This window comes from Actinomadura craniellae (assembly GCF_003289645.1).
GTDB lineage: Bacteria > Actinomycetota > Actinomycetes > Streptosporangiales > Streptosporangiaceae > Actinomadura_D > Actinomadura_D craniellae.
On the sequence record NZ_QLYX01000015.1, the window covers coordinates 65,746 to 79,127 of the forward strand.

General features: G+C 72.6%; 10 protein-coding genes. 3 read left to right on the top strand and 7 right to left on the bottom strand.

The window, feature by feature from the left end; all coding sequences use genetic code 11:
* Positions 1–36: 36 nt before the first annotated feature.
* The 4 genes from DPM19_RS27065 to DPM19_RS27080 are packed head-to-tail and all read right to left on the bottom strand — an operon-like array spanning position 37 to position 4,536.
* A complete protein-coding gene (locus DPM19_RS27065) occupies positions 37–1,485 on the bottom strand; it encodes a glycoside hydrolase family 3 protein (RefSeq protein WP_407642572.1) in 1,449 nt (482 codons plus the stop codon).
* Complete coding sequence (locus DPM19_RS27070) at positions 1,482–2,312, bottom strand: carbohydrate ABC transporter permease (RefSeq protein ID WP_111870878.1); 831 nt, start codon at positions 2,310–2,312, stop codon at positions 1,482–1,484. Before DPM19_RS27070 ends, DPM19_RS27065 begins: the two co-directional genes overlap by 4 nt.
* Positions 2,309–3,277 (bottom strand): carbohydrate ABC transporter permease, encoded by a 969-nt coding sequence (locus tag DPM19_RS27075; protein WP_111870879.1) that lies wholly within the window; start codon positions 3,275–3,277, stop codon positions 2,309–2,311. Before DPM19_RS27075 ends, DPM19_RS27070 begins: the two co-directional genes overlap by 4 nt.
* Before the next feature lie 2 nt (positions 3,278–3,279).
* Positions 3,280–4,536, bottom strand: coding sequence for an extracellular solute-binding protein (locus tag DPM19_RS27080; protein WP_111870880.1), 1,257 nt, complete (start codon positions 4,534–4,536; stop codon positions 3,280–3,282).
* Positions 4,537–4,636: 100 nt separating this feature from the next.
* Between DPM19_RS27080 and DPM19_RS27085 the strand changes: the two genes are divergently transcribed.
* Positions 4,637–5,827 (top strand): ROK family transcriptional regulator, encoded by a 1,191-nt coding sequence (locus tag DPM19_RS27085; protein WP_111870881.1) that lies wholly within the window; start codon positions 4,637–4,639, stop codon positions 5,825–5,827.
* Between the two features lie 194 nt (positions 5,828–6,021).
* Here DPM19_RS27085 and DPM19_RS35455 read toward each other — a convergent pair whose 3' ends face one another.
* Positions 6,022–6,171 carry a hypothetical protein gene (locus DPM19_RS35455; protein ID WP_158566910.1) on the bottom strand — a complete coding sequence of 50 codons (150 nt, stop codon included), beginning with the start codon at positions 6,169–6,171 and terminating at the stop codon, positions 6,022–6,024.
* Positions 6,172–6,305: 134 nt separating this feature from the next.
* On the bottom strand, positions 6,306–10,874 hold the full coding sequence (locus DPM19_RS27090; RefSeq protein WP_111870882.1) for an ATP-dependent helicase: 4,569 nt from the start codon (positions 10,872–10,874) through the stop codon (positions 6,306–6,308).
* Between the two features lie 55 nt (positions 10,875–10,929).
* Between DPM19_RS27090 and DPM19_RS27095 the strand changes: the two genes are divergently transcribed.
* Positions 10,930–11,124: a DUF3046 domain-containing protein gene (locus DPM19_RS27095; protein WP_111870883.1), complete on the top strand. Its 195-nt coding sequence runs from the start codon at positions 10,930–10,932 to the stop codon at positions 11,122–11,124.
* 4 nt (positions 11,125–11,128) lie between these two features.
* On the opposite strand, the gene DPM19_RS27100 is transcribed toward DPM19_RS27095, so the two are convergent.
* Entirely contained in the window at positions 11,129–11,992 is an 864-nt protein-coding gene (locus DPM19_RS27100) for an ATP-grasp domain-containing protein (protein ID WP_111870884.1), read from the bottom strand.
* A gap of 258 nt (positions 11,993–12,250) precedes the next feature.
* Here DPM19_RS27100 and recA point away from each other — a divergent pair, with 258 nt between their 5' ends.
* Positions 12,251–13,363 (top strand): recombinase RecA, encoded by a 1,113-nt coding sequence (recA, locus tag DPM19_RS27105; protein ID WP_111870885.1) that lies wholly within the window; start codon positions 12,251–12,253, stop codon positions 13,361–13,363.
* Positions 13,364–13,382 lie beyond the last annotated feature (19 nt).

Consider the following 13,382-nt stretch of genomic DNA (forward strand, 5'->3'; position numbering starts at 1 on the left):
GGAATTGATTATCCCTTGTCGGTAGGACTGGTTGGGTTATCCGGGTGTCCTTATCAGGCCGAGGAACTCCGCCGCCGCCCGGGCGTTCGCGCTCGACGCGCCGTAGGTGGCCAGGTGGGCGGCGCCTTCGGGACGCCATATCGGCAGACCCATTTCGACGATGACCGCCTCCGGCCGGGCCGCGAGCAGCGTTTCGGTCAGCTTGCGCTGATCGGGGTGGCGGTGGGCGTCGCGGACCACGACGACCAGGCCCCGGCCGGTGGCGCGTTCCAGCAGGGCGGCCGGATCGGCCTCGGCGCCCGCCACCCGGACCACGTCGGTGCCGTCTCCGGTCCAGCCGCCCAGCCCCCACGGGACCGGGCCGACCGCGATGTTGCCGGGCGCCTCCAGTTCCACCACCAGGGCCGGGCTCGGCACGGCCGGCCGGCCGGTCGCCCGCAGCGCGCGCCGGGCGGCGGCCAGCCCGAGCGCCCGGTCGGCCGTCGTGCCGCTGGGGCGGAAGGTCAGCCGCCGGGCCCGCGCGGCCGCGTCCGCCAGCCGTTCGTGCGGCAGCCGACCGGACCGGACGGCGGCGACCACCGCGTCGACGATCGCCTGGACGCTCGCGCCGTACTCGCGGGAGCCCAGGCACAGCAGGTCCGCTCCGGCGCGCAGCGCCCGGACGGACGCCTCGGGCAGGCCGATGTCGCCGCTGGCCCCCTTCATGTCCAGGGCGTCGGTGACGATGACGCCCTGGTAGCCGAGGTGGTCGCGCAGCAGCCCGGTGATCGCGGCGTGTGACAGCGTGGCCGGCTCGTCGCCGGTGAGCGAGGGCAGGGCGAGGTGACCGGTCATCACGCTCTGCACGCCCGCCTCGATCGCGGCCCGGAAGGGCACCAGTTCGCGGCGTTCCAGCAGGGCCAGATCCGCCTCGATGGCCGGCACCGCCAGGTGGGAGTCGACCACGGTGGCGCCGTGCCCGGGGAAGTGCTTGGCGCAGGCGGCGACGCCGGCCTCCTGCATGCCCTGGACGGCCGCCGCCGCGTGCCGGGCGACCAGGGCGGGGTCCGCGCCGAAGGAGCGGGTTCCGACGATCGGGTTGTCGGCGGCCGTGTTGACGTCGACCGAGGGGGCGAAGTCCAGGCCGACCCCGGCCGCGGCCAGTTCGGCGCCGAGCGAGCGGTAGACGCGCCGGGTGAGATCGGTGTCGTCCGCCGCGCCGAGCGCGGCGTTCCCCGGGTAGGGGCTGCCGGTCAGGTGGCCGAGCCGGGTGACGTCGCCGCCCTCCTCGTCGATGGCGATGACCGGGTCGGCGTCGCGGCGCAGCTCGCGGGTGAGCGCCGCCAGCTCTTCGGCACCGGGGACGTTGCCGTTGATGGCGAACAGGGTGACGCCGGCCAGCCCCCGGTCCAGTTCGTCCAGCAGCCAGCGGGGCGCGGTGGCGCCGCTGAAGGCGGGCAGCAGCGTGGCCCGGGCCAGCCGGGAGATCTCGTCGGTCATCCTCATCCCTTGATCGCCCCGGAGGTCAGCCCGGAGACCATCCGGCGCTGGACCAGCAGGAAGAACACGATGACGGGGAGGGACAGCAGCGTCGAGGCCGCCATGATCGGGCCCCACTCGTTCCCCCCGCGTCCGAAGAAGTACTGCATCATGATCGGCAAGGTGTACTTGGACTGGTCGTCGAGGAACGTGAAGGCGAAGATGAACTCGTTCCAGGCGGTGATGAAGGAGAAGATGCTGGTCGCCACCAGTCCGGGAGCGACCAGCGGCAGCAGCACGGTGAAGAACGTCCGCACCGGCCCGGCGCCGTCGATGGCCGCGGCCTCCTCCAACTCCCGGGGCACGGCCGCCACGAACCCGCGCAGCATCCAGATGGAGAACGGCAGCGCGAAGCCGATGTAGACGATGGACAGCCCGACCAGGCTGTCGAGCAGGGTGAGCCGTTTGAGGTCCAGGAACAGCGGGATGACCAGGGCCTCCAGCGGGACCATCTGCACCACCAGCAGCATCACCAGGAAGGTGGTGCGGAACGTGAACCGGAACCGGGCCACGGCGGTCGCGGCCAGCACGGCCAGCAGCCCCGAGACGACGACCGTGCCGAGCGCCAGCAGCAGGCTGTTGCCGAAGTAGGACCAGAACGAGGTCTCGGCGATCCTGCCGTTCAGCACGAAGTCGAAGTGCCGCACGGTCGGGTCGGCGGGTAGCGGCTTCGGGGTGGAGCTGAAGATCTCGTCATTGGGCTTGAAGGCCGTGGAGACCATCCAGAAGACCGGGAAGACCGCCAGGACGAAGACCAGGACGCCGAGCGCGTTGAACATGGCCCGGGTTCTCATTTCGTCTCCCCCTGACGCACCATGATCCGGACATAGGCGGCCGTGACCACCAGCAGCAGCAGCGTCAGCACCAGGGCGATCGCCGAGCCCATGCCGAGCTTGGGGTTGATCCCGCCGAACGCCTCGGAGTAGGCGTACAGCGAGAGGTTGAAGGCGTCCCGGTTGGCCAGCCCGGCCATGATGAAGAGCTGGGTGAACACCTTGAAGTCCCAGATGATCGACAGCACGGTCAGCACCAGGAAGATCGGCCGGAGCAGCGGGAAGGTGATCTGCCAGAACGTGCGCCAGGCGCCGGCGCCGTCCACCCGCGCCGCCTCGTACAGCTCGCCCGGCACGCTCCGCAGGCCCGCCAGCACCGACACCGCGATGAAGGGGAAGGACTGCCAGACCACGCAGATGGTCAGCACGGTGTAGGTGGGCAACGGGGAGGCGAACCAGTTGTAGTCGGCCCAGCCGTCGCCGACGAGGGCGTCCGGCAGCAGGTCCAGGAACCAGTTGACGGCGCCGCCGGTGTTGCCGAACAGCCAGTAGAAGATGATCGCCGCGGTGATCGGTGGGGTGGCCCAGGCGACCATCACGCCGCCCGCCACGAAGGACGACATCCGCCTGCCCAGCCGGTTGAGCAGCAGGCCCACCAGCGTTCCGAGCACCAGGGTGAGCGTGACGGCCACCACCCCGAACAGCAGGGTGTGCTTGAGGCTCTGCCAGAAGAGCGGGTCATCGAAGATTGTGCGGAAGTTCTCGGTGCCGACCGCTTCGGCGGGTTCGCCGCGCAGTTGGCGGTTGCCGACCTTCTGGAAGGACATCACGCCGATCTGGATCATCGGCCAGAACATCAGCAGGGCGATGACGACCAGAGTCGGCAGGATCAGCAGGTAGGGGCCGAGGCGCGGGCGGCGGCGGCGCGCCGGGCCGGAGGTCTTCCGGCCCGGCGCGCTCCGCGACGGGGAGGCGGTGTCGAGCATGGTCACGGGTTGAGCAGCTTATTGGCCTCGTCGTTGGCCTTCTTCAGCTCCTCGTCCAGCGCCTTGCCCTGCATCACGTTCTTGACCAGGGTGGGGATGACCTTCTTGGTGCCCTCGAACTCGGCCCAGCCGGAGCTCAGCGGGGCCATCTTGAGGTTGGCCGCGATCTGGGTGAACGGGGCGAGGACGGGGTCGCTGAACTTCACGTCGGTGTGCATCGAGGAGAAGCCGCTGTAGTCGGCCCATGCCTGGGCGTTCTTTTTGTCGTTGAGGATGGCCATGTACTCGAACGCGGCGTCCTTGGCCTTGCTGTCGTTCCAGACGGCCAGGTCCGAGCCGCCGGCCAGCACGGGAGCGTTGCCGCCGTTCTGGGACGGGATGGGGAAGACGCCCCACTTGGTGGCGTTCGCGGCGCCGGTCTTCTTGAGCTCCTTGAAGGCCCAGCTGCCGTCGATGTACATGCCGAGTTTGCCGACCGCGAAGTCCTGCTGCGGGCCCTGCAGTTCGTTCTTGCCGATGTACTTGGCGGGGGCGACCTTGTCCCGGGTGACGAGGCCGGCGTAGAAGTCGATCGCGGTGCGGGCCTGCGGCTGGTCGAGCTTACCCGTCCACTTGTCGCCCTCCTTGACGGCGACCTCGCCGCCCGCGCCCCAGATGAAGCTGACGATGCCGTTGGTCTGGTCGCTGGGGGCGCTGATGCCCGGCACATCCTTCTCGTCCTGGATCTTCTTGGCCGCGGCGCTCAGCTCGGCCCAGGTCTTCGGCGGCTGGATGCCGAGCTCCTGGAACCAGTCGGTGCGGTACCAGATGCCGCGCACGCCGCCGTACCAGGGCATGGCGTAGGTCTTGCCGCCCGACTGGTCGTTGGTGAGCGCGGTCTTGCTCAGGGTCTTGACGCCGGCCCAGCCGTTCATCTTCTCGGTGATGTCGGCGAGATTGCCCTGCTCGATGTGCGACTGTACGTCGGTGTTGCCCAGTTCGGTGACGTCCGGGCCGGCGCCCCCGGCCGCGGCACGCTGGAAGGTGCTCGCGACCTGCGGCCACGGGACGTACTTGATGACGACGTCGGTGTTCGGGTGCTTCTTGCGGAACTCGGCCTCGACCCCGTCGAGGAACTTGGTCTGTTCCGGGGTTCCCTCGCCCATCATCCAGACGTTGAGCTTGGCCGGGCTCTCTGCTTCCGGAGTGCTTTCTCCGCCACAGGCTGTGGCCGCTGTAGCGAGCGCGGCCGCTATGGCCGCCACCTGCAGAAATCTCACGGGGCACTTCCTCTCGGGTGTCACCTGGGCGGTAAACTAACAAGAAACTTTCCTAAACAAAACAGTCTGTTAGCGGATTGAGACCACAAGGAGCGCGAGTATGCCCCAACGTCCCGGCACCCCCCGGCTGCTGCGCGAGCTGAACGACCGGGCCGCGCTGGAGCTGCTGCTCGGGCAGGGGCCGCTGACACGCGCCCAGATCGGCGAGCGCACCGGGCTGTCCAAGGTCACCGCATCCCAACTGCTGGCCAGGCTGGAGGAACGCGGGCTCGTGGAGGTGGTGGGGGAACAGGCCGGGGGGCGCGGGCCCAACGCCGCGCTGTACGCCGTAGTGCCCTCCAGCGCGTACGTCGCCGGGCTGGAGGTCGGCCCACACGGCGTGATCGCCGGCATCGCCGACATCACCGGCGCGACCATGGCCCAGGTCACGGTGGATCCCAACGGAGCCGACGACCCCGTCCACGTGGTGCGCAGCGCCGTGGCGAAGGCCTGCCGCTCGGCCAAGGTCGCGCTGCGCCGGCTGAACGCCTTCGTGATCGGCGCTCCAGGGGTCGTCGACCCCCGCACCGGCGACGTCCGATTTTCCTTCGACCTGCCGGCCTGGCACGAGGGCGTCCTGGCCGGGCTGACCCGGGACCTGCGCCGGCCGGTCGTGCTGGAGAACGACGTCAACCTGGCCGCGCTGGCCGAACGGGCCTACGGGGCCGCGCGGACGGCGGAGGACTTCGCGCTGATCTGGCTGGACCGGGGCATCGGTCTGTCGATCATGCTCGGTGGGCGGCTGCACCGGGGGCTGTCCGGCGGTGCCGGTGAGATCGGCTACCTCCCGGTGCCCGGTGTGCCGCTGCCGGACGCCGTCACCGAGTCGGTGTCCTGGGGGAAGCCCACGCTGGCCGGCGGGTTCGGGTCGTTGATCGGCGCGGACGCCGTCCGGGAACTGGCCCGGGCGCACGGCTTCACCGAGCCCACCGCCGTCGAGTGCGTCCGGGCGGCGGCCGCCGACGAGACCCGCGGGGGCGCCTTCCTCGACGAGCTGGCCACCCGGATCTCCTACGGGGTCGCCTCGGTCAACATCGTGCTCGACCCCGGGCTCATCGTGGTCGCCGGGCAGTTCGGCCGGGCGGGCGGCGACCCGCTGGCCGAGCGGATCGAGCGGGCGGTCGGCCGTATCTGCCCGACCCGCCCCCAGGTGGCGATCAGCACCGTCGACGGCAACCCCGTCCTGCGCGGCGCCCTCCACGCGGCCCTCGAACGCGCGCGCGAGGAAGTCTTCTCCGGGACCACCGCCTGAGCCGTGGGAGCGAGCGGGTCGGTCTGTGTGGTGAGTGAGTGAGGTGAGGGCGGGGGTGGTGCTGTCTGAGCCGTGGGAGCGAGCGGGTCGGTCTGCATCGTGAGTGAGAGGAGGTCGGGGGCGGCGCTGTCTGAGCCGAGGGGCGAGCGGATCGCTCCGCTCGCCCCGTGTGCAGTGGCAGGTGTGCCCGGTCGTCAGGCGGCGGGCACCCGGACGGCGCCGGCGGGTTCCGGCCGGGCGGGTTCCTCCTGCCGGGGTTCCCAGAGGGTGCGCTCGAGCACCGTACGGGTGATCACCAATCTCTTGCGTCGCCGGGCCACGGCCCACCGTGCCGTAGGTGTCATGTTCCACTCCCCGTTCCGCGGTGACCTGGCCCCCTGACCAGGTTCTCCCCGCAGATCTTCATCGTTTCAGCTCGGCCGTGCCGGTGCCTCCACCGCAGGGAGGAGACCGCGCTCCCCCTGGGAGCGGGGCCCGGTCAGCCGCGCAGGCGGAGGCCGCGGGGGGTGGGGTGGAAACCGGCGGACTCCAGAGCGGCGGCCAGCGGCGAGTCGTTGATCGGCTCGCCGTCGGCGCGTTCCACCGTGAGCCTGCCCAGCGTTCCCTCGCGGACCGACAGGGCCAGCGCGTCGACGGCCGGTCGCAGCACGTCCGGATCGTCCGCCCACGACAGCAGGGTGCGGCCGCCTCGCTCCACGTACAGCACCGGCCGCCCGGCCACCAGGACCACCAGCGCCCCGGCCTTGCGGCCAGGACGGTGGCCGGACGCCGGACCGCCCCGGTCGGGCCAGGGCAGTGCGGCGCCGTACGGGTTGGCCGGATCGGCGGCGGCCAGCACCAGCGCGTTCGGCCGGTCGGGAACGGCGGGCGGGGACCAGGGGTCGGCGGGCTCCGGCTCCGGTTCCGGCCGCAGCGCCCGCAGCCGGTCGACCGCCCCCGGCAGCGCGAACTGCGCGGCGCCCAACCCCTCCACGAAGTAGCCGCGGCGGCACCGCCCGGCCTCCTCCAGGGCGCGCAGCACCGGGTAGACCGCGGCGAACCCGCCCGGCGCGCCCTCGGCCGCCACCGCGCCCCGGAGCACGATGCCGTACCGGTCGAGCAGCGCCTCCGCCGTCGCGTGCGCGCGCCGGGTGGGGTCGGTCTCGCGGTCGGGCAGCAGCCACCACCGGCCGGCCACCGTGGGCGGGCCGGTGCGCGACGGCAGTACCGGCCGGCCCCGCCGGGCCGTCCGGGCGCGGTGCGCCGGCCGCCCCGCGCCCAGCGCGGAGCGCAGCGGCGCCAGCGTGTCGTTGGTCAGCAGCCCCGCCCACGCCAGGTCCCAGACGGCCGGCACCAGTTCCTGGTCGGGGATCGCCGCGCCCCCCGCGTTGACCCGGTCGGACAGCGCCCGGAAGAACAGCGCCCCGCCGCCGGCCAGGGCGTCCAGCACCGCGGCGTGCGCCGGGGTCAGGGTGGGCTCCACGGGATCCGGGATCAGCAGCGGAGCGGTGTCGGCCAGGTACAGCGACACCCACCCGTCGCCGCCCGGCAGGCCGCCCCGGCCCGCCCAGACCACCTCGCCCGCCGAGGTGAGCTCGTCGAGCATCGCCGGGGAGTAGCCGGGCACCCGCACCGGCAGCACCAGCGACTCCAGTGCTGAGGCGGGCACCGCCGCCCCTTGCAACTGCTCAATCGCCTGCACCAGCGCGTCGAGGCCGCGCAGCCGGCCGCCGACGCCGTGCCAGGCCGGCAGGAACCGGCCCAGCGTCTCCGGCGGGGACGGCTCCACCTCGGCGCGCAGCCGGGCCAGCGAGCGGCGGCGCAACGTCCGCAGCACCTCGGCGTCGCACCACTCCGGCAGCGGCGGGCCGCCCAGCGACTCGACCGGCAGGAACTCGCCCTCCACCACCCGGCCGGCCGCCGCCAGCCGGCGCAGCGTCTCGGTCACCACGGCGACCCCCAGCCCGAACCGGGCCGCCGCCTCGGCCGGCCGGAACGGGCCGTGCGTCCGCGCGTACCGCGACACCAGGTCGCCCAGCGGGTCGCCGGCCGGTTCCAGGAACGCCTCGGGCACCCCGACCGGCAGGGGCGTGCCGAGCGCGTCGCGCAGCCGGCCCGCGTCCTCGATCGCCGCCCAGTGCTCGGCCCCCGCGATGCGCACCCGGATCGCCCGGCGCGCCCGCTCCAGCTCCTCCGCCCACCGGACCGCGTCGCCCTCGGCGGCGGCGGTGCGGGCGGCGATCTCGGCCGAGGTCAGCGGGCCCAGCGCGCGGAGCAGGTCGGCCACGCCCTCCAGGTCGCGGGCCCGGCGGTCTTCGGCCAGGCGCTGCAGCTCGCGCCCCACCTCGGCGATCACTTCGGGGTCGAGCAGCTCGCGCAGCTCGGCCTGACCCAGCAGCTCGGCCAGCAGCGTGGAGTCCAAAGCCAGCGCCTGGGCCCGCCGCTCGGCCAGCGGCGCGTCGCCCTCGTACATGAACGCGCCCACGTAGTGGAACAGCAGCGACCGCGCGTACGGGGACGGGGACTGCGTCTCCACCTCGACCATCCGCATTCCGCGCCCCGCCAGGTCGCGCATCAACCCCACCAGGCCGGGCACGTCGAAGACGTCCTGCAGGCACTCGCGCACGGTCTCCAGCACGATCGGGAACGAGGCGTACCTGCTCGCCACGCCCAGCAGGTGCGCGGCCCGCTGCCGCTGCTGCCACAGCGGCATCCGCCGATCGGGACGGCGCCTGGGCAGCAGCAGCGAGCGGGCCGCGCACTCCCGGAACCGCGCCGCGAAGAGGGCCGAGCCGCCCAATTCGTCCACCACGATCCGCTCGATGTCGTCGGGGTCGAACAGCACCGCGTCCAGGCTCGGGGGCTCGTCGGTGTCGGGGACCCGGAGCACGATGCCGTCGTCGGCGTGGATCGCCTGGGCGTCCACCCCGTACCGCTCCCGCAGCCGGGCGGCGATCGCCAGTGCCCAGGGCGCGTGCACCGGTGCGCCGAACGGGGAGTGCACCACGAGCCGCCAGTCGCCCAGCTCGTCGCGGAACCGCTCGACCACGAGGGTGCGGTCGTCCGGCAGGTGCCGGGTGGCCTCTCGCTGCTCGGCCAGATAGGACACCAGGTTGCGGGCCGCCCGCTCGTCCAGCCCCGCCGCCCGCGCCCGCGCCGCCGCCGCGGTGGAGTCCAGCGCCGACAGCTCCCGGGTGAACGCGCCCAGCGCCCGGCCCAGCTCGGCGGGCCGCCCCGGCGTGTCGCCATGCCAGAACGGCAGCTTGCCCGGGCGCCCCGGCGCGGGGGAGACCAGCACCCGGTCGGGGGTGATGTCCTCGATCCGCCACGAGCTGGCACCCAGCACGAACACGTCGCCGACCCGCGACTCGTAGACCATCTCCTCGTCGAGCTCACCCACCCGGGACGACCGCTCGCCGCCGGCCAGGAAGACGCCGAACAGCCCCCGGTCGGGGATCGTTCCCCCGCTGGTCACCGCCAGCCGCTGCGCCCCCGGGCGGGGACGCAGCACGCCCGCCACCCGATCCCACACCAGCCGCGGCCGCAGCTCGCCGAACTCGTCGCTCGGGTAGCGCCCGGCGAGCATGTCGAGGGTGGCTTCCAGCGCCGAGCGGGGCAGGCCGGCGTACGGGGCCGCCCGCCGCACCAGCGTCTCGAGCTCGTCGACCGGCCACTCGTCCATCGCCACCATCGCGACGATCTGCTGGGCCAGCACGTCGAGCGGGTTGCGCGGGAAGCGCAGCTCCTCGATCTGGCCCCGCGCCATCCGCTCGGCCACCACGGCCGTCTGCACCAGGTCGCCGCGGTACTTCGGGAAGAGCACGCCCCGGGAGACCGCCCCCACCTGGTGGCCGGCCCGGCCCACCCGCTGCAGGCCGCCGGCGACCGAGGGCGGCGACTCGACCTGCACCACCAGGTCGACCGTGCCCATGTCGATGCCCAGCTCCAGGCTCGACGTGGCGACCACGGCGGGCAGCCGGCCCTGCTTGAGCGCCTCCTCGATACCGGCCCGCTCCTCCTTCGACACCGAGCCGTGGTGCGCCCGGGCCACCGTGCGCGGGGCCCCGCGCGCCGCACCGGCCTGCGCCATCACCTCGGCCGGAGCGGCGTTCTCGGGCAGCGCCTCGCCGTGCGCGCGTTCGTAAGCCAGCTCGTTCAGCCGGCCGCACAGCCGCTCGGCGAGCCGGCGCGAGTTGGCGAACACGATCGTCGACCGGTGGGCCTCGATCAGGTCGAGCACCCGGTCTTCGACATGGGGCCAGATGCCGCGCGCCGTCCCCGTCTCGTCGGCCGGGACCGCGGGGATCTCGGACATGTCCTCGACCGGGACCACGATCTCCAGTTCGAAGCGCTTGTCCTGCGGCGGCTGCACCACGGTCGCCGGCCGGGAACCGCCCAGGAAGGCCGCCACCTCGTCGGCGGGCCGGACCGTGGCCGACAGGCCGACGCGCTGTGCGGGCCGGTCGAGCAGCGCGTCCAGCCGCTCCAGCGACAGCGCCAGGTGCGCGCCCCGCTTGGTGCCCGCCACCGCATGCACCTCGTCGACGATCACCGTCTCGACCCCGCGCAGCGACTCGCGTGCCTGCGAGGTCAGCATCAGGAACAGCGACTCCGGCGTGGTGATGAGGATGTCGGGCGGCCGGGCCGCCAGCCGGCGCCGCTCGTCGGCGGGGGTGTCGCCGGACCGGACGCCCACCTCGGCGGCGGGCTCGGGCAGGCCCAGCCGGCGCGCCGCCTGCCGGACGCCGGTGAGCGGGGCCCGCAGGTTGCGCTCGACGTCGACCGCCAGCGCCTTCAGCGGCGAGACGTACAGCACCCGGCAGCGCCGCCTCGGGTCGGCCTTCGGATCGGCACCGGCCGGGGTGGTGGCGATGCGGTCGATGGACCACAGGAACGCCGCCAGGGTCTTGCCCGAACCGGTGGGCGCCACCACCAGGGTGTGCTCGCCGCGGGCGATCGCCGCCCACGCGCCGGCCTGCGCGGCCGTGGGCTCGGCGAAGGCCCCGGCGAACCACGCGCGGGTGGCCGGGGAGAAGGAGGCAATCGCGCCGGGGACGTCGCCGCTCATCCGTCCATCCTGCCTCGTGCCACCGACAGAACGCGCCGGGCGCTACGGTGGTGGGGTGCGGCTCACGGTGTTCTGGGATCGGATGAACCAGCAGTTCGGCGAGACCTACGCGCCCAGCGTGGCCAAAGACCACGTCCTCGCCGAACTGGGCGGCCGCACCGTCGAGCAGGCGCTGGCCGACGGTGAGTCGGCCAAGGACGTGTGGCGGGCCGTCTGCACCACCTTCGACGTCCCCGAACGGCTGCGCTAGCCGCTCACTCGGGCACCGGCAGCTGCGCGTACAGGTCCATCGGGTCGACGGTGCTCGGCAGGTCGCTGACCTGACCGTCGCCGACCTCCACCACCCGCCACTGGCCGTCCGTCCGGCGGGCCAGGTCGGTGGTGATGAACCGGCAGCCCAGCGCCCGGACGGCCGGGCCCACCGCGTCGATCACCGGGAACGGCTCCACCTCCGGGGTGTCGGGGTGCGGGCCGATCAGCGCCGGCTCGCCGTCGATCCACCACACCCGGGCCTCGCCGCCGGCGTACGCCTCGTACTCGCGCACCACCAGCCCGCCCGCCAGGAACTCCCGCTGCAACTCGATCATCTTCTGGACGACCGCGTGCAGCCGCCCGGTGTTCCGGATGTCCGGGACGTAGCAGGCCTCGTACCACTCGTGCTTGCGCGACTTCACGTAGTCCTTGACCACCGCCGGGCCCGTCGCCAGCGGCCGGACCAGCTCGCCGAGGTCACGGGCCGCCGGGACCGTTCCGGGGCGCAGCTCGCACCAGACGCTGGGCGGGGTCAGGCCCGCGAACGTGTCGTGCCAGCCGGGGAGCTCGTGGGCGCGCTGGTAGTCCAGCGGGTGGGCGACCAGGAATGTGCCTCGCTCGCGCAGTGCCGCCGCCAGCCGGGCGTACTCGGCGCTGGTCACCATCCAGCCGCGGTACCACACCGGGCCCAGGTCCGCCGGTACCCGGCGCACCGCCGCCGCGACGTCACCGTGTTGCAACGCGTCGTGGTCGAGCAGGACGACGTCGCCGTAGTGATCCCGGACCGCCGCGGCTTCGCGGGCGAAGTGGGGGTCGACGCGCCGCGGGTTCACCGGGTCGGCGCAGAAGAGCACGGTCAGCGTCATGGCACGCCCTCCCTGGACGGCGCCAGCGTACGGGGCGGACCGGACCCGGCGCACGGATAATCCGGTCATTCCGGAGACTCGGGCCATGATCGAACGGATGTTCGGTAGGGTGGAGATCGCAAGCGACGTTGTCCACAGTGACGACGGCATCTCGCACTCTGTCGGTGGGGCACCGTAACGTCGCCCCCGACAAGCCAAAGCAGTGGACCCGACAGGGCCAGACGGCCAGGCGCAGACCTGGGATAGGACAGGCATCTCATGGCAGCAAACGACCGGGAGAAGGCCCTCGAGACCGCGCTCGCCCAGATCGAGCGTCAGTTCGGCAAGGGCTCCGTCATGCGGCTCGGCGACGAGTCGCGGGCTCCCATCGAGGTCATCCCCACCGGGTCCATCGGGCTCGACATCGCGCTGGGCATCGGCGGTGTGCCGCGCGGCCGGGTCGTCGAGATCTACGGCCCCGAGGCCTCCGGTAAGACCTCGCTCGCCCTGCACATCGTCGCCAACGCGCAGAAGGCCGGCGGCATCGCCGCGTTCGTCGACGCCGAGCACGCCCTCGACCCCGAGTACGCCAAGCGGATCGGCGTCGACACCGACGCCCTGCTGGTCTCCCAGCCCGACACCGGCGAGCAGGCGTTGGAGATCACCGACATGCTGATCCGCTCCGGCGCGATCGACATCGTCGTGATCGACTCCGTTGCGGCGCTCGTCCCGCGCGCCGAGATCGAGGGCGAGATGGGCGACAGCCACGTCGGCCTCCAGGCCCGCCTGATGTCCCAGGCGCTGCGCAAGCTCACCGGCGCCATCAACCAGACCAAGACCACCGCCGTCTTCATCAACCAGCTCCGCGAGAAGGTCGGTGTGATGTTCGGCAGTCCCGAGACGACGACCGGTGGGCGGGCGCTGAAGTTCTACGCGTCGGTGCGGCTGGACGTGCGGCGGATCGAGACGCTGAAGGACGGTACCGAGGCGGTCGGTAACCGGATGCGGGTCAAGGTCGTGAAGAACAAGGTGAGCCCGCCGTTCAAGGTCGCCGACATGGACCTGATGTACGGGCAGGGCATCTCGCGCGAGGGCGGCCTGATCGACATGGGGGTGGAGCACGGCTTCATCCGCAAGTCGGGTGCCTGGTACACCTACGAGGGCGACCAGCTCGGGCAGGGCAAGGAGAACGCCCGTAACTACCTGAAGAGCAATCCCGACACGGCCAACGAGATCGAGAAGAAGATCAAGGAGAAGCTGGGGGTGGGTCCGCGGGTCGACAAGGAGGCCGAGGCTCCTCCGGCCATGGCTCCCGCCTCGCCGCCGCCCGTCACCGCGGGGTCTTCCAATGGCCGGCGCGCTCCCCGGACTCCCAAGCCGGGTGATTCCTGACGGTAAATATCCCGAGATG